The following is a 14,416-nucleotide window of genomic DNA, read 5'->3' as shown; positions in this document are numbered from 1 at the left end:
TTAGCTAGCGGCGGACCTGATCGGGCAGGCGCTTGAGGCCGAGCCGGTTGAAGCCCTTGGGCCCCTGGTCGGTCGGGAACGGCCCGAGCTTGTCGGCGTCCGCCCCGGCCCGCCCGACGAGGAAGGCGGCGGACGACCGCCCGCGCGACGATCCGGCCTTGTAGCCGGTGTTGAGCGCGACGATCGGCACCACCACCGAGCCGCCGCCGACCGCATATTCGCGGAACGCCCCGCGCGGCATCTTCAGCGTGGCCGAGAAGGCCGTCTGTCCCATCGGCGCGACCGTCTCGGCCGCGAAGCCGTCGGCGTCGGGCCGGGCGAAAAAGGCCTTCACCTCCTGCTCCTGGTCGGGCCCGGCGTTGATCAGCAATGCCTCGACCGCAATCTCGCGCGCCGCCGCGCTGCCCGAGTTGGTGAGCACGATATCGATCTCGAGCGAATATTCCTCGTCGGTGATCGCGGCGACGCGGACGCCCAGGTCCACATCGAGCCACGCACGTAAGCGCGAGCTGACCAGCCCAACGCTCGGCGCGCGCACGGGCGCTTCGGGTTGCGGCGCGGGAACCGGCCGCGGCGCCGGCGCACGCACCGGCTCGGGCGACAGCGCCGCCGGGCCGCCGGCAAAGGCGAGCTGGCCGAAGCCCTCATCGGCCCCGGCCCGCTTACGGCGCGGCCACCACCAGGCGAACAGCCCGCCCGCTGCAACGAGCGCGAGGATCGGGAGCCAGGTCGTCAGCCAGTTGCTGGCCGGTTCTTCGGTCGTCGCCGGGATCGGTGCGGTCGACACCGGGACCGACGAGTCCGACCCCGGGAACAGCGGAGCTGTGGGCAGTGCGGTGCCCGTCGGCGCCGCAGACGACAGGGCTGGCGTCGTCGCGGTCGAGACGGTGGTTGCTGCGGCCGGCGCCTGGGTGCGCGGCAGGGCAACGCTGACGGTCTCGGCCGGGCGGCTCGCCGGAGCGGCGGCGCGGCCGGTGCCGGCGATCGGCGGCGGGACCAGCGTGGTGCGCTCGCGGCTGGCGGGCGGCAGCGTGGTGGTGGCCGCGCGTGCCGGGCGTGTCGGCGTGGTCGTCGCTGGCCGCGTGTCGGTCGCCGGCTGCTCCTGCGACGAGCCCGGCAGCGCGAAATTGCGCAACTGCTCGGGCCCGACGGTATCGGCGCGCGGCGGCGGCGGCGGCGCGACCGGCGAGCTTTGCGCGGCAGCTGCGGACGCAAGGCCGCTCAACAGGAAGGAGACGAACAGGCGACGGACGCCGAACACGGGCACGTATCGAACAACCTTATAGTGGGCGCCAGGACCCCACGGACGCCCCCGCGTCCGGACCGGCGGATCAGCGGCGCCTCATGCCCGCTAATCCGCCGCCAGACAATCCCGAAGCTGCCCCTAGCGGGCGTCGACCAGAACCAGCTCGGCGTCTTCCTCGGCGGTGATCGTCACCGCGGTCTCACCCGTGATGGCGATCCCGTCACGCGGGTTGGCGGGCGTCCCGTTGACCAGGACCTTACCCGAAGGAACGAGGTAGAGGTGCCGCGCGGGATCGGCCTCAAATGCGATTTCGCTGCCCGCGGCCAGCGTCGTGCCGAGAATCCGCGCGTCGGCATTGATCGTCAGCGCCCCATCGTCGGCATTACCGCTGGCGAGCAATTGGAAATTGCCCGCCCGCGCCTCCTTGGGGAAGGGCATCGCGCCCCAGCTGGGCGGGGCCGACTTGCGATCGGTCTCGATCCAGATCTGAAACAGCGTCGTCGGCTCGTTCTCGAGGTTATATTCGGCGTGGGTCACGCCCGAGCCGGCGCTCATCACCTGCACGTCGCCGGCGCCGGTGCGGCCCTTGTTGCCGAGGCTGTCCTGGTGGGTGATCGCGCCGGTGCGGACGTAGGTGACGATCTCCATGTCCTTGTGCGGATGCGGCGGAAAGCCGCTCTGCGCGGCGATCCAGTCGTCGTTCCAGACGCGAATGCTTCCCCACCCCATCCGGGCGGGATCGTAATAGTTCGCGAAGGAGAAATGGTGGTGGGCATCGAGCCAGCCATGGTTGGCATGACCCAGCGAAGCGAAGGGGCGGATGTCGATCATGGACGATAGGTGGGCGAGGCGTGGCAGCCCGCCAAGTGTCAGGCTTGTGACCTAGCCGACGGCCTTCAAGCCGGCGGCATAAGCGGCGGCTTTCTCGGCATAATGGGCCGCCGACACGACGAGCGCCGCCAGCTCGGCCTCGCTCAGCGGACGGATCGCACGGGCGGGTGCGCCGACGATCAGCATCCCCGGTTCGAACGTCTTGCCCTCGGTCACCAGCGCGCCCGCGCCGACCAGGCAGCGTTCGCCCACCAGCGCCCCGTTGAGCACCCGCGCGCCCATCCCGATCAGCGCACCCGCACCGATCGTGCAGCCGTGGAGGATCGCCTGGTGGCCGACCGTGACCCCGCGCCCGATGGTCAGCGGCGCCCCAGGATCGGAGTGGCAGACCGCGCCGTCCTGGACGTTGCTCTCCTCACCGATCAGGATCGGGGTGTTGTCGGCCCTGATCACCGCCCCGAACCACACGCTCGCGCGGGCGGCGAGGCGGACGTCGCCGACGAGGTCGGCCGAGGGTGCCGCCCAGGCGCCAGTCCCGAGCTGCGGGGCGAGATCGTCGAGGGCGTACAGCGTCATCACCGCGTTTCTAACGAGGGGAAAGCCGCGCGTCATCCGTCCCATCCTCGGACGCTGCGCGACTCATCCCTATCGGAAGTGGCGGAGTTCCGGCATTTTTCGGGTCGTGGAGCCGAACTTGAGAAAGTGGAACGCGAGAATCATGGAGCAGGACAACAAGCGACGCGACGGGCGCGAGCGGCTGACCGCCGCGGTGAATTTCCGCAAGCCCAAGGAAATGCCCTACGAGGTCAGCCTCGAGAACATGTCGCCGCACGGCTGCTGCATCGCCCTGCGCGAGCGGGTGGTCGAGGGCCAGTTGCTGTGGATCACGGTGCCGGGAATCGAACCGCTGCAAAGCTGGGTCCGCTGGCATGGCGAGTGGCACGCCGGGCTCGAGTTCGAGCGGCCGATGCACGTCGCGGTGTTCGATCATGTCGCGGGGCAGATGAAGCGGGTGACCGCCGCGGCCAACTGAGGCAAGCGCTGGCGGCGGACTGAGCGGCGGGGTTGCGCGGCACGGACGGCGTGCCTAGATACGTGCTACTGTTCTAGCACGTTGTAACAAAATGACCCCTTCCCGCGACCTCTCCCAACTCACCGACGACCTCTGCGCGGCACTGCGCGTGCCGCGCGACGCGGCAGAGATGCGCCGCTTCCTGACCGACCTCTGCACCCCCGCCGAGGTGCGGACGCTGGCCGAGCGCTGGCACATCGCGCGGCTGCTAGACGGCACTGACCTCAGTTATCGCGACATCCACGACGGTACCGGGGTCAGCACGACCACCATCGTCCGGGTCGCGCGCTTCCTCAGGCAGGAGCCGCATCAGGGCTACCGCCAGACGCTCGACACGCTGGAGGCGCGCGATGCTGGTTGACGCCGAGCGGCTGCACATCGCCATCCAGAAGTCGGGCCGCCTGTCCGAGTTGTCGCGCGACCTGCTGCGCGATGCCGGCCTGCGCATTGCCAACGGCAAGAACGTGCTGGCGGCGCGGATCGAGAATTTCCCCGCCGACCTCATGTTCGTGCGCGACGACGATATCCCGACCTTCGTCGCCGACGGCGCCTGCGAGTTCGGGATCGTCGGCCAGAACGTCCTCAACGAGTTCGCGCTCGCTGAGCGCGAGCAGCGTTGCGAGGTCATCGCCGAGCTGGGCTTTGGCCGATGCACCCTCAAGCTCGCCGCGCCCGAAGGCGTCACGTGGGGCCTGCCCGACAGCCTCGCCGGCCAGCGCATCGCCACCACTTATCCCAACATCCTCGCCGCCTGGCTCGCCGCGCGGGGCATCGCGGCCGAAGTCGTCAAGATGAACGGCGCGGTCGAGCTGGCCCCGCGGCTGGGCATCGCCGGCTTCATCTGCGACCTCGTCTCGACCGGCGCGACGCTCGAGGCCAATGGCCTCAAAGCGGTCGAGACCGTGCTTGAGAGCGAGGCCGTGCTGATCCGCACCCGCCGCCCGATCGCCGCGCCCAAGCAAGCGCAGGCCGAACGGCTGTGGAAGCGGTTGCAGGGCGTCATCGGCACCCGCGACGCTAAATACATCATGCTCAATGCGCCGAGCACCGCGCTGCCCGCGATCACTCGCCTGCTGCCGGGCGCCGAGGCGCCGACCATCTTGCCCTTGCACGGGCGGCCGGGGCACTTCGCGGTCCACGCGGTGTGCCAGGAATCGGTATTCTGGGAGACGCTGCACGACCTCAAGACTGCCGGCGCCTCGGCTATCCTGGTCCTCCCCATCGAAAAGATGATGCTGTGAAGCGGGCGGTGTGGAGCGACCTGTCCCCGGCCGAGCAGCGCCAATTGCTGGCGCGGCCGGCGGGGCGGTCGGACCCGGCGCTCAAGGCGCGGGTCGCCGAAATCGTTGCCCAAGTCCGCGACGGCGGCTGGAACGCGCTGTGCGAACTCGCCACGGCGATGGACGGCGCGCCGCCGCGGCCGGTCCCGATCGCCGCCGCCGCCGCCGAGGCGCGCCGCCGGCTGTCCGCGGACGAGCAGGCAGCGTTCGACCTCGCCGTCGCCAATATCACCGCCTTCCATGCCGCGAGCCGGCCCGCCGACCTCGCGGTCGAGACCATGCCCGGCTTGACGGTGCGCAAGGTCTGGCGGCCGATCGACCGGGTCGGGCTCTATGTCCCCGGCGGCGCGACGCCCCTCTTCTCGACCCTGCTGATGCTCGCACTGCCGGCGCGCGCCGCCGGGGTCGGCGAGCTGGCGGTCACCACCCCGCCCCGCGCCGACGGCAGCCTCGACCCGCTGGTCGCGCTCGCCGCCGAACGCTGCGGGATCGACGCGGTGTGGACGGTCGGCGGCGCGCAGGCGATCGCCGCTTTGGCCTTCGGCGCGGGCGAGATCGGCCGTTGCGACAAGATCGGCGGGCCGGGCAACGCCTGGGTCGCCGAAGCCAAGACCCAGGTCGCCGCGCTCCCCGGCGGTCCCGCCATCGACATGCCCGCCGGTCCCTCGGAACTGATGGTGATCGCCGACGAGCGCGCCGATCCGGCGGCCGTCGCCGCCGACCTCCTCAGCCAGGCCGAGCATGATCCCCAGGCGCAGGTCCTGCTGGCGACGGCCTCGGCCGCCTTGCTCGCCTCGGTTGAGCAGGAACTCGCGCGGCAAGTCGCCACCCTCCCCCGCCGCGCCATCGCCGAACGCGCCCTCGACGCCGCGCGGCTGATCCGCTGCGCCGACCTCGCCGAGGCGACGGCGGTCGCCAACGCCTATGCCCCCGAGCATCTCGCGCTCAACGTCGCCGACCCTGCCGCGCTGGTCCCGCTGATCCGCCACGCCGGCTCGATCTTCGCCGGGCGCGGCGCCGCCGAGGCGTTCGGCGATTATTGCGCGGGGTCGAGCCACGTTCTCCCCACCGACGGCGCCGCGCGCGCCTGGGGCGGGGTGTCGGTGCTGACCTTCATGAAGGCGATGACGGTGCAGGAACTGACCCCCGCCGCCGCCGCGGCGATCGCCCCGGCCGCCGCCGCGCTGGCCCGGCTCGAAGGGCTCGAAGCCCACGCTCGATCCGCCGAGGCGCGGCTGGCGGAGGCGTGCGCATGAGCCTCGCCCAGCGCCTCGCCCGGCCCGAAATCCTCGACCTGCCGCCGTTCGATCTCGGCGGCCGCGCCGACGACCCGTTCGGTGCCGACGCGATCAAGCTCGACGCCAACGAGAATCCCTACCCCCCGCTCGGCCCCGCCGGGGTCAACCGCTACCCCGAGCCCCAGCCGCGCCGGCTGCGCGCAGCGATGGCCGCGCTCTACGGGGTCGACCCGGCATCGTTCCTGGTCACCCGCGGCGGCGACGATGCGATCGACCTGCTCATCCGCACCTTCTGCCGCCCCGGCGTCGATGCGGTCAGCGTCTGCCTGCCGACCTTCTCCGCCTACGCCCATTTCTCCCGCCTGCAGGGCGCGCGGGTGATCGAGGCGCGGCTGGGCGCGGACTATGCGTTCGAGCCCGCGCGGCTGATCGCGGCGGTGGCGGGCGAGCCCGGCCTCAAGCTCGCCTTCGTCTGCGCCCCCAACAACCCGACCGGCACCCCGGTCGCCCCGGATGACGTGCTCGCGCTGGCTGCGGCGTTGCCCGACACGTTGATCGTGCTCGACGAGGCCTATCTCGAGTTCGGCGACACCCCGAGCCTTGCCGCCGAAGCCGCCACTCGCCCCAACCTCATCGTCCTGAAGACGCTGTCCAAGGCCTTCGGGCTGGCGGGCGCGCGAGTCGGCGGGCTGGTCGCCCAACCCGACACGATCGCCTTGGTCGCGCGCGCCGCCCCGCCCTATCCGCTGCCGACGCTGAGCATCGCCGCCGCCGAGCAGGCGCTCAGCCCCGCCCGCCGCGCGGTGCACCTCCAGCGGATCGAGGAACTGAAGGCCGAGCGGGCGCGGCTGGCGCCCCTCCTCGCCACTTCCCCCATCGTCACGCGCGTCCACGCCAGCGACGGCAATTTCCTCTTCCTCGAGGTCGACGACGCCGCCGCGCTCGCCGAGCGGCTCGACCGCCTCGGCATCCGGGTCCGCTTCCGCGAGAATGCGGCGCCCGGCGGGGTGCGGCTGACGATCGGCACCCGGGAGGAGAATGACGCGGCACTGCGCGCCTTCGAGGTCCCGCTCGCCGCCGAGCGCCCCGCCCGCCGCGCGGCGCTCGCGCGCGACACCAACGAGACCCGCATCGCGGTGGCGGTCGACCTCGACCGCGCCGAGCCCCGCCGGATCGACACCGGCGTCCCCTTCTTCGACCACATGCTCGACCAGGTCGCGGCGCACGGCAATTTCAGCCTGACGCTGGCGTGCGACGGCGATCTCGCGATCGACCCGCACCACAGTCTCGAGGATGTCGCCATCGCGCTCGGTACCGCGCTGGGGCAGGCGCTCGACGACAAGCGCGGGATCGGCCGCTTCGGCTTCGCGCTGCCGATGGACGAGACGCAAGCGCAGGTGCTGATCGACCTTTCCGGCCGCCCCTACTGCCGCTTCGAAGGCGACTTCACCGCCAGCCACATCGGCGATTATCCGACCGAGATGACCCCGCACATTTTCCGCAGCCTGGCGGATTCGATGCGCGCGGCGATCCACGTCCGGGTCGACGGCGACAACGACCACCACAAGGTCGAGGCCTGCTTCAAGGCGTTCGGCCGCGCGCTTCGCCAGGCGGTCGCGCGCGAGGGATCGGACGCGGTGCTGCCCAGCACCAAGGGACTGCTGTGAAGCTGGTCTGCGTCGATCTCGGCTACGGCAATCTCGGCTCGGTGGCGATCGCCTTCGAGCGGCTCGGCGTCGCGCCCGAGGTCAGCGGCGATCCCGAGGTCCTGCGCGCCGCCGACAAGCTCGTCCTTCCCGGAGTCGGCCATGCCGGCTTCGCGATGCGCCAGGCACGCGCCCGCGGCCTCGACCGCTTGCTCGCCGAGCTGCCCCAACCGCTCCTCGGCATCTGCCTCGGCATGCAGCTGATGTTCGAGGCCACCGAGGAAGAGGACACGCCAGGCCTCGCCCTCCTCTCCGGCCGCGTCCGCAAACTCGCGCCCGCGCCGGGCCGCCCCGTCCCGCACATGGGCTGGAGCCCATTGACCGTCAGCGCCGACGCCTTCGGCCTCAGCACTGGCGACCACGTCTATTTCGCGCACAGCTTCGCCTGCGACGACGGCCCCGTGACCGTCGCTAGCACCGCTTATGGCCGCCCCATCCCCGCCGTGATCCACGCCGGCCGGCTGACCGGCGCGCAATTCCATCCCGAGCGTTCCGGCGAGGCCGGGGCGCGATTTCTGCAAGGATGGCTCGCCGCATGATCGTCTATCCCGCCATGGACCTGATCGGTGGCCGCCCGGTGCGCCTGCGCCAGGGCCGCTTCGAGGAGGCGACCTTTTACGACGAGGCGCCGGCCGCCGCGCTCGCCCGCTTCGCTTCCGCCGGCGCGAGCTGGGCGCACCTCGTCGATCTCGACGGCACCCGTGTCGGCGAGCCGGTCCAGCACGACCTCATCCGCGCCCTCGCCCGCGACAGCGGCCTTCAGATCCAGGTCGCCGGCGGAATCCGCTCGGCCGGCCACGTCGCCCGCCTGTTCGAGGCCGGGGTCACCCGCGCGGTGGTCGGCAGCCTGTGCGTCACCCGTCCCGACCTCGTCACCTCGATGCTCGACAGCTTCGGACCAGACCGCATCACCCTCGCCCTCGACGTCCGCGTCGAGGACGACACGCCGATGGTCGCGATGCACGGCTGGCAAGCGGCGAGCGGCATCAGCCTGTGGGAGGTCGCGGCGCGGTTTCCCGCCGCGCGCCACCTGTTGCTCACCGATATCGGCAAGGACGGGATGCTCGCCGGCCCCAACCGCGCCCTCTACGCCGAGGCCACCGAGCGCCTGCCCCACCTCGCGATACAGGCCAGTGGCGGTATTTCATCGCTTGGCGACGTCACCCAACTGGACACCGATGGCGTGATCGTCGGCAAGGCCCTGTGGGAAGGCCGGATCGCGCCCGAGGAGCTGTTCGCTTAAACTTTATGCCGACCCGCCGCATCATTCCCTGCCTCGACGTGCGCGACGGCCGCGTGGTCAAGGGCGTGCGCTTCGAGGGGCACCGCGACATGGGCGGGATCGAGGAGCACGTCCGCCACTATGTCGCCGCCGGCGCCGACGAGTTGGTCTTCTACGATATCTCCGCCAGTCCCGAGGGACGCAGCGTCGACCTCGACTGGATCCGCCGTGTCGCCCGGCTGATCGACATCCCCTTCGCCGTCGCGGGCGGGATCCGCACCCGCGACCAGGCGGCGGCGGTTCTCGAGGCGGGCGCCGACAAGGTCTCGGTCAATTCCCCGGCGCTCGAGCGTCCCGAACTTATCGAGGAGCTGGCGGCCGACTTCGGCAGCCAATGCGTGGTGGTCGGGGTCGACAGCCTCGAAAGCGACGACGGCGACCATCACGTCAAGCAATATACCGGCGATCCGGCCAAGACCCGCGCGGCCGGCCGTCGCACGCTCGACTGGGTGCGCGAAGCCGCCGACCGCGGCGCGGGCGAGATTGTCTTGAACTGCATGAGCCGCGACGGCGTCCGCACTGGCTACGACCTCGCCCATACGCAGCAGGTGGTCGAAGCGGTCCCGGTCCCCGTCATCGCCAGCGGTGGCGCCGGCGAGCCCGAGCATTTCCGCGACGTCCTTGCCGCCGGCGCCAGCGGCGCGCTCGCCGCCACCGTCTTCCACGATCGCCGGATCGCGATCCCCGAGCTCAAGGAGTACCTCGCCTGGTGCGGGATCGACGTTCGCCCCTGACCTCCGCCGACCTCGACCAGCTCGCCTGGGACAAGATGGACGGGCTGCTCCCCGCCGTGGTGCAGGACGCCGCCAGCGGCCGCCTGCTGATGCTCGGCTACATGGACCGCGCCGCGCTGACCGCGACGCTCGAGAGCGGCTTCGCCACCTTCTTCAGCCGCTCGAAAGGCCGGCTGTGGCGCAAGGGCGAGAGCAGCGGCAACACGCTCACGGTGCTGAGCGTCCACGAGGATTGCGACGCCGACGCGCTGGTGGTCCAGGCCGAGGCGGCCGGCCCGACCTGCCACGAGGGCAGCGTCAGTTGCTTCGGAGCCGAGCCGATTGGTCCAGGCTGGCTGGCCGAGCTGGCGGCGGTGGTGAAGGAGCGCGCCAAGGCGGGCCCCGACACCAGCTACACCCGCTGGCTGCTCAAGGAAGGGACCGAGCGGATCGCCCAGAAAGTCGGCGAGGAAGGGGTCGAAGTCGCCCTCGCCGCCGTCACCCGCCCGCCCGAGGGAATGGCCGAGGAGATCGCCGACCTCCTCTTCCATTTGACCGTCCTGCTCGAGGCGCGCGGGAGCGACTGGACCGCGGTAACCGACGTGCTGCGCCGGCGGCATCGCAACTAGGCGGGCCCTCCCCCATATCCGCCGCATGAGCGAGGATGACTATCGGTCGGTGCCGCGCGGGCGGTTGGCGCGGTTCGGCCAGTTCGGACGGCTGGCGGGCGGGGTCGCCGGCGGAATGATCGCCGAGGGCGCGCGGCGGCTGGCCGACGGGCAGCGGCCGAGCATGCAGGACATGTTGCTGACCCCGGGCAACGCCAAGCGGCTGGCCGACCGGCTGGCGCACCTGCGCGGCGCCGCGATGAAGCTGGGCCAAATGATCTCGCTCGATGCGGGCGAGTTCCTGCCCGACGAACTGGGCGCGATCCTCGCCCGCCTGCGCGACCAGGGCTATCGCATGCCGCCGCAGCAGCTGCAGCAGATCCTCAATCGCGAGTGGGGCGTGCCGTGGCGGCCGCGCTTTCGCCAGTTCAACGCGACCCCGATCGCCGCCGCCTCGATCGGGCAAGTGCATCGCGCGACGACGCAGAACGGGCGCGACCTGGCGATCAAGGTGCAATATCCGGGCGTCGCCGACAGCATCGATGCCGACGTCGACAATGTCGCGACGCTGCTGCGCGTGTCGGGACTGCTGCCGACGAGCCTCGACATCGCGCCGCTGCTGACCGCCGCCAAGGAGCAATTGGCGCGCGAAGCCGACTACCGGCGCGAGGCCGACTATCTGCAACGCTATGGCGCCCTGCTGGCCGGCGACGAGCGGTTCGTGGTGCCAGCCTTCGATGCCGAGTTCAGCACCGGGCATGTGCTGGCGATGAGCTATGTCGCCGGAACGCCGATCGAGCGACTGGAAGATGCCGAACAGCCGGTGCGCGACGCGGCGGTGGCCGAACTGGTCGAACTGGTGCTTCGCGAGCTGTTCGAATTCGGGCTGATGCAGACCGATCCCAACTTCGCCAACTATCGCGTCCAAGCCGAGACGGGGCGGCTGATCCTGCTCGATTTCGGCGCGGCGCGGGAGATCGCGCCGGAGGTCTCGCAGGGCTACGCGCGGTTGCTCGCCGCCATGCTCGACGGCGACGTGCCACGGATCCGCGCGGCCGCGGTGGCGGCGGGCTTCCTCGGCGCCCGCGCGGCCGAGCGGCATGGCGCGCTGATCGACCGGATGATCGGGGTGATCCTCGAGGTGCTCGAGCGCCCGGGCCCGTTCGACTTTGGCGACCGGGCGTTCATCGCCACCTTGCGTGAGCAGGGGATCGTGATCGCCGCCGACCGCGAAAGCTGGCACCTGCCGCCGGCCGCGCTGCTGTTCGTGCAGCGCAAGGTGAGCGGCACCGCGTTGCTCGCCGCACGGCTGGGCGCCAGGGTCCAATTGAAGGAGCTGATCGGGCGCTTCGTGGCGGGGTCGCCGCCTAGAAGCTGCCCTTGATGCTCATCGCGAAGATCGGCCCGATCAGCTGGTCATGGCTTTCGCGGAACAGCAGCGGACTGACGGTGCGGCGGCCGGCATAAACCGAGCGATCCTCGCGATGGCGGGCGTTGAGCAGGTTGGTGATCGAGAAGCGCACCGTCATCCCCGCCACGTCCTTATTCTCGATGAAGGTCTCATCGAAGAACGGGCCCTCCTCGTTCCGATCGACCTCGGTCAGATAATAATATGGCACGAAGTGGTTGTGGCTGAGTGAGGTGCCCCACGCCCAGTTGCTCCTGGGAATGTCGTGGCGCAGCGACAGGCTGAACCAGCGGTTCATATTGCCGCTGATCGGCCGGATCCGGCCGGTCAACGGATCGCGGACGCGGGTGTGGTCGACCCCGAATTGCAGGTCGAGCTTGGCGCCGTGCCAGCCGATCGGATCGAAATTGAACGTGCTGGTGCTCTCGAAGCCGAGCCGCTTGGCGCTGGGGAGATTGCCGATCCCCTGCCCGTCCGACCCGATCGGAACGATGTCCACGATGTCGGTGATCCGGTGGGCGTAGAGCCTGAGCCGCGTCTTGCCCCACTTGCCGAGCGTCCGCCCGCCCTCAAGTTCGAGCTGCCAGCTCTGCGGCGGGACCAGCAGGGCATTGCCGTCATTGTTGCGGTCGTCGCTCAGCCGCGGCTGGTCGAGGAAATCGTAGAAGCTGATCTGCCCGACCTTGCGGTTAAGCTTCAGGCTGATGTCCCACGCCTTGGTCGGCCGCCAGCCGAGCGTGATGCTGCCCTTGGGACGGAAGAATTTGCGCGCCGGCAAGTTGCTGCCGAGCAGCTCGAGGTGCGAGACTTCGGCGCCGCCAACGACCTGCAGGTCGAGCTTGGGCGACAGCGCCCGGCCGAATGTCACCAGGCTTTCGTAGCGCCGCTCGCGCACCGTGCCCGTCCCGTCGGGCAGCGGCTGCTCGTTGAACGCGCCGGTTGGGTCGAGCGTGAACAGCCGCCCGACCTGCGCCAGGCTGTTGTCCGCCCGCTCGAACGAGACCTGGAGCGTGTTGCGCCCCATCTTCCAGTCGTATTCGCCGCGCCCGACCGTCTCCTTGATCCGGACGTCGCGGCTGAAGCGGACGCCGTCGGACGGCTGGCCTGAATCGTAACTGGTGACCTGGGTGGTGACGGTCGGCTCATGCTCGAAATGCTTGAGACCGATCAGCTTGAGCCGCCCCGGCCCGAGGGCGAAGGTGTAATCGCCATTGGCCTCGGTGATGTAGCCGGGCCGCTTCGACCGGGTCACCCGCGCGCGATCGTCACCATCGAGGCGGATACGGCGGTCGGCGATCTCGTACCGCGACCAATAAGGCTGGTAGAAAAGGATCAGATTGCCGACCGACGAACCGGGTCCGTCGAGCTTGGTCGTCAGCGAGAATTTGGGCCCGGTGAAATCGGACCACAGCGTTTCGTGCCGCCGCTCGATCACCTGGCCCGACGCGTCGGTGATGATGACCGGGCCGCCATAAGCGCCGCGCCCGGAATCACCGTTCACCGCCAGCGTATATTCCACCGGGCCAATCCGATCGTTGTAGCTGATCGATCCGCTGTCGTAGCGCGGGTGGGCGTAATGGGCCCGCACGTCGGGGCGCCAGGCGAACTGGCCGTGACTCTTGCGGTTGGCCTTGACGACCACGTTGGCGACCTGGCCCGTCAGCCCCGCGATGCCAAGCTGGGCGGCGTCGACGATGTCGATGCGCTCGACATCGGCGGCGTTGATCTTGCCGAGTTCGGCGATCGCCCCGCCCGACTTGTTGGCGACCCGCTGCCCGTTTAGCAGCACGTTCTCCGATGCCTGCCCCAGGCCGCGGTCCTGGTCAGCCTCGCGAATAGTGAAGCCGGGCACCTGCTGGAGCATGTCGAGCGCGGTGCGCGGGGCGAAGCGCGCGAAGTCGGCGGGCACGAAAGTCGTCTTGCCCGCCAGCGAGGTCGCCAGCGGCGCCGTCGGCGGCGCCGCGGCGGTCTGCGCCCCGGCCAGCGAGGGCAGAAAGGTCGCCGTGCCCAACAGGCCGAGACGAAGGAACAGTGACATGGAATTACGCTCCGGCAACGGCGAGGGCATGGAAACGACGGATCGGCGGATCAACGGCGGCGGTCGACGAACCCGAGGGCCTTGGCCTGGACCAGCCGGTCGACGTCGACCCGGCCGTAGTCGGCGCGAAAGCGGGCGAAGTCGGCGGGGGTGATGCCAAGCGCGCGCATTTGCACCACCTCCGAACTGCGGAACGGCGCGTAACCGGCGGCGCGAAGCTGGGCGAGATAGTCGGGCGAAACGCCGAGCGCCTTCAACTGGACGATGTCGTTGGCGGCGAGGCGACCGAAGCCGGCGCGGACCAGTCCGTCCACATATTCCGGGGTCACGCCGAGCGCCTTGAAAGCGGTCAGGTCGCTGAGGTGATCAGGCTTGTAGCCACGCCGGTCGAGGTCGCGGATGTAAGCCGGAGTGACGCCGAGAGCGGCGAGCCCCGTCAGGTCGCTGATCGAGGGCTTACGGTAGCCGGCATCGCGCACCGCGACGACCAGGTCCCGCCGAACGTCGACCAGCAGCATGCCGAACGCTTCACGACGGTCGGGCCGGGGGATGCCGGCCTCAGCCAGCAAGGACTCGAAGCCGCGTTCGGGGGTCACGGTGCAGCGGCCCGCGCCGCGCCCGTCGCCCCCGGTCCCGGCACAATCGGCGCGCCCCGCATCGCGGACCATTGCGAAACGGAGCGGCCGACTGCCGCCTCCCAGCAAGTCGCCCGGCGCGAGCCCATTCAGGTCGCGGATGGGCATGGTGGAATTGGTGCGCCAGCGATTGTGGTCGCGGCCGTCACGCTCATCGAGGTCGAAGCCGACCTGGGCCTTGGCGCCGGGTCGCGCTTCGAGGGTGAAGCGCAGCTCGCCAAGGTCGGCGGCGAAGCCGGCGGTGGTGATGCTGATGGCGGCCAGCAGGATGCTGCCGAGGAAGACGAACAAGCGGATCATGGTGGATCTCCTTGGGAGGGATTTTTGGCAAAGGGATCCCGTCCACCCGCGAAGGGTGC

15 protein-coding genes are annotated in these 14,416 nt (G+C 70.4%); 10 read left to right on the top strand and 5 right to left on the bottom strand.

From position 1 onward, the window contains the following. Positions 1-4: 4 nt before the first annotated feature. From GCU42_RS13365 to GCU42_RS13355, 3 genes are all read right to left on the bottom strand, one after another. The gene (locus GCU42_RS13365; protein WP_152569590.1) at positions 5-1,267 is read right to left on the bottom strand and encodes a hypothetical protein; all 1,263 of its coding nucleotides are present in this window, start codon (positions 1,265-1,267) and stop codon (positions 5-7) included. A 117-nt stretch (positions 1,268-1,384) separates the two neighbouring features. After that, the gene (locus tag GCU42_RS13360) at positions 1,385-2,077 is read right to left on the bottom strand and encodes a pirin family protein (RefSeq protein WP_114228559.1); all 693 of its coding nucleotides are present in this window, start codon (positions 2,075-2,077) and stop codon (positions 1,385-1,387) included. 51 nt (positions 2,078-2,128) lie between these two features. Further along, positions 2,129-2,653 (bottom strand): gamma carbonic anhydrase family protein, encoded by a 525-nt coding sequence (locus tag GCU42_RS13355; protein ID WP_114228560.1) that lies wholly within the window; start codon positions 2,651-2,653, stop codon positions 2,129-2,131. Positions 2,654-2,795: 142 nt separating this feature from the next. Between GCU42_RS13355 and GCU42_RS13350 the strand changes: the two genes are divergently transcribed. The 10 genes from GCU42_RS13350 to GCU42_RS13305 all read left to right on the top strand — a co-directional run bounded on the left by GCU42_RS13350 (position 2,796) and on the right by GCU42_RS13305 (position 11,360). Further along, complete coding sequence (locus GCU42_RS13350) at positions 2,796-3,110, top strand: PilZ domain-containing protein (RefSeq protein WP_114228561.1); 315 nt, start codon at positions 2,796-2,798, stop codon at positions 3,108-3,110. 91 nt (positions 3,111-3,201) lie between these two features. Next, positions 3,202-3,510: a YerC/YecD family TrpR-related protein gene (locus GCU42_RS13345; protein ID WP_114228562.1), complete on the top strand. Its 309-nt coding sequence runs from the start codon at positions 3,202-3,204 to the stop codon at positions 3,508-3,510. Beyond that, positions 3,500-4,390: an ATP phosphoribosyltransferase gene (hisG, locus tag GCU42_RS13340; protein WP_114228563.1), complete on the top strand. Its 891-nt coding sequence runs from the start codon at positions 3,500-3,502 to the stop codon at positions 4,388-4,390. Before GCU42_RS13345 ends, hisG begins: the two co-directional genes overlap by 11 nt. Beyond that, positions 4,387-5,685 (top strand): histidinol dehydrogenase, encoded by a 1,299-nt coding sequence (gene hisD, locus GCU42_RS13335; protein ID WP_114228564.1) that lies wholly within the window; start codon positions 4,387-4,389, stop codon positions 5,683-5,685. The genes hisG and hisD overlap by 4 nt, the downstream gene beginning before the upstream one ends. Beyond that, positions 5,682-7,334 (top strand): histidinol-phosphate transaminase, encoded by a 1,653-nt coding sequence (hisC, locus tag GCU42_RS15275; RefSeq protein ID WP_114228565.1) that lies wholly within the window; start codon positions 5,682-5,684, stop codon positions 7,332-7,334. Before hisD ends, hisC begins: the two co-directional genes overlap by 4 nt. Beyond that, positions 7,331-7,912, top strand: coding sequence for an imidazole glycerol phosphate synthase subunit HisH (hisH, locus tag GCU42_RS15155; RefSeq protein WP_162789306.1), 582 nt, complete (start codon positions 7,331-7,333; stop codon positions 7,910-7,912). The genes hisC and hisH overlap by 4 nt, the downstream gene beginning before the upstream one ends. Next, positions 7,909-8,616: a 1-(5-phosphoribosyl)-5-[(5-phosphoribosylamino)methylideneamino]imidazole-4-carboxamide isomerase gene (locus GCU42_RS13320; RefSeq protein ID WP_114228566.1), complete on the top strand. Its 708-nt coding sequence runs from the start codon at positions 7,909-7,911 to the stop codon at positions 8,614-8,616. Before hisH ends, GCU42_RS13320 begins: the two co-directional genes overlap by 4 nt. A gap of 5 nt (positions 8,617-8,621) precedes the next feature. After that, on the top strand, positions 8,622-9,389 hold the full coding sequence (gene hisF, locus GCU42_RS13315) for an imidazole glycerol phosphate synthase subunit HisF (protein ID WP_114228567.1): 768 nt from the start codon (positions 8,622-8,624) through the stop codon (positions 9,387-9,389). Then, complete coding sequence (gene hisIE, locus GCU42_RS13310) at positions 9,365-9,997, top strand: bifunctional phosphoribosyl-AMP cyclohydrolase/phosphoribosyl-ATP diphosphatase HisIE (protein ID WP_205215009.1); 633 nt, start codon at positions 9,365-9,367, stop codon at positions 9,995-9,997. Before hisF ends, hisIE begins: the two co-directional genes overlap by 25 nt. A 25-nt stretch (positions 9,998-10,022) precedes the next feature. Then, positions 10,023-11,360, top strand: a complete 1,338-nt coding sequence (locus GCU42_RS13305) for an ABC1 kinase family protein (protein WP_114228568.1) — start codon at positions 10,023-10,025, stop codon at positions 11,358-11,360. On the opposite strand, the gene GCU42_RS13300 is transcribed toward GCU42_RS13305, so the two are convergent. After that, complete coding sequence (locus GCU42_RS13300; protein WP_162789307.1) at positions 11,344-13,422, bottom strand: TonB-dependent receptor plug domain-containing protein; 2,079 nt, start codon at positions 13,420-13,422, stop codon at positions 11,344-11,346. The two genes, GCU42_RS13305 and GCU42_RS13300, sit on opposite strands and share 17 nt — an antisense overlap. 50 nt (positions 13,423-13,472) lie before the next feature. Then, a complete protein-coding gene (locus GCU42_RS13295) occupies positions 13,473-14,357 on the bottom strand; it encodes a hypothetical protein (protein WP_114228570.1) in 885 nt (294 codons plus the stop codon). Positions 14,358-14,416 lie beyond the last annotated feature (59 nt).

This window comes from Sphingomonas ginsengisoli An et al. 2013, assembly GCF_009363895.1.
In the GTDB taxonomy this organism is placed as follows: domain Bacteria; phylum Pseudomonadota; class Alphaproteobacteria; order Sphingomonadales; family Sphingomonadaceae; genus Sphingomicrobium; species Sphingomicrobium ginsengisoli.
The sequence above is the reverse complement of the archived record's forward strand: the minus strand, read 5'-3'. Positions and strand labels throughout refer to the sequence as shown.

What these genes read in the sequence shown, in the direction of transcription:
- GCU42_RS13360 (WP_114228559.1), bottom strand. Translation starts at nt 2,077, where the DNA reads ATGATCGACATCCGCCCCTTCGCTTCGCTGGGTCATGCCAACCATGGC.
- GCU42_RS13355 (WP_114228560.1), bottom strand. Translation starts at nt 2,653, where the DNA reads ATGACGCTGTACGCCCTCGACGATCTCGCCCCGCAGCTCGGGACTGGC.
- GCU42_RS13350 (WP_114228561.1), top strand. Translation starts at nt 2,796, where the DNA reads ATGGAGCAGGACAACAAGCGACGCGACGGGCGCGAGCGGCTGACCGCC.
- GCU42_RS13345 (WP_114228562.1), top strand. Translation starts at nt 3,202, where the DNA reads ATGACCCCTTCCCGCGACCTCTCCCAACTCACCGACGACCTCTGCGCG.
- hisG (WP_114228563.1), top strand. Translation starts at nt 3,500, where the DNA reads ATGCTGGTTGACGCCGAGCGGCTGCACATCGCCATCCAGAAGTCGGGC.
- hisC (WP_114228565.1), top strand. Translation starts at nt 5,682, where the DNA reads ATGAGCCTCGCCCAGCGCCTCGCCCGGCCCGAAATCCTCGACCTGCCG.
- GCU42_RS13320 (WP_114228566.1), top strand. Translation starts at nt 7,909, where the DNA reads ATGATCGTCTATCCCGCCATGGACCTGATCGGTGGCCGCCCGGTGCGC.
- hisF (WP_114228567.1), top strand. Translation starts at nt 8,622, where the DNA reads ATGCCGACCCGCCGCATCATTCCCTGCCTCGACGTGCGCGACGGCCGC.
- GCU42_RS13305 (WP_114228568.1), top strand. Translation starts at nt 10,023, where the DNA reads ATGAGCGAGGATGACTATCGGTCGGTGCCGCGCGGGCGGTTGGCGCGG.
- GCU42_RS13300 (WP_162789307.1), bottom strand. Translation starts at nt 13,422, where the DNA reads ATGTCACTGTTCCTTCGTCTCGGCCTGTTGGGCACGGCGACCTTTCTG.
- GCU42_RS13295 (WP_114228570.1), bottom strand. Translation starts at nt 14,357, where the DNA reads ATGATCCGCTTGTTCGTCTTCCTCGGCAGCATCCTGCTGGCCGCCATC.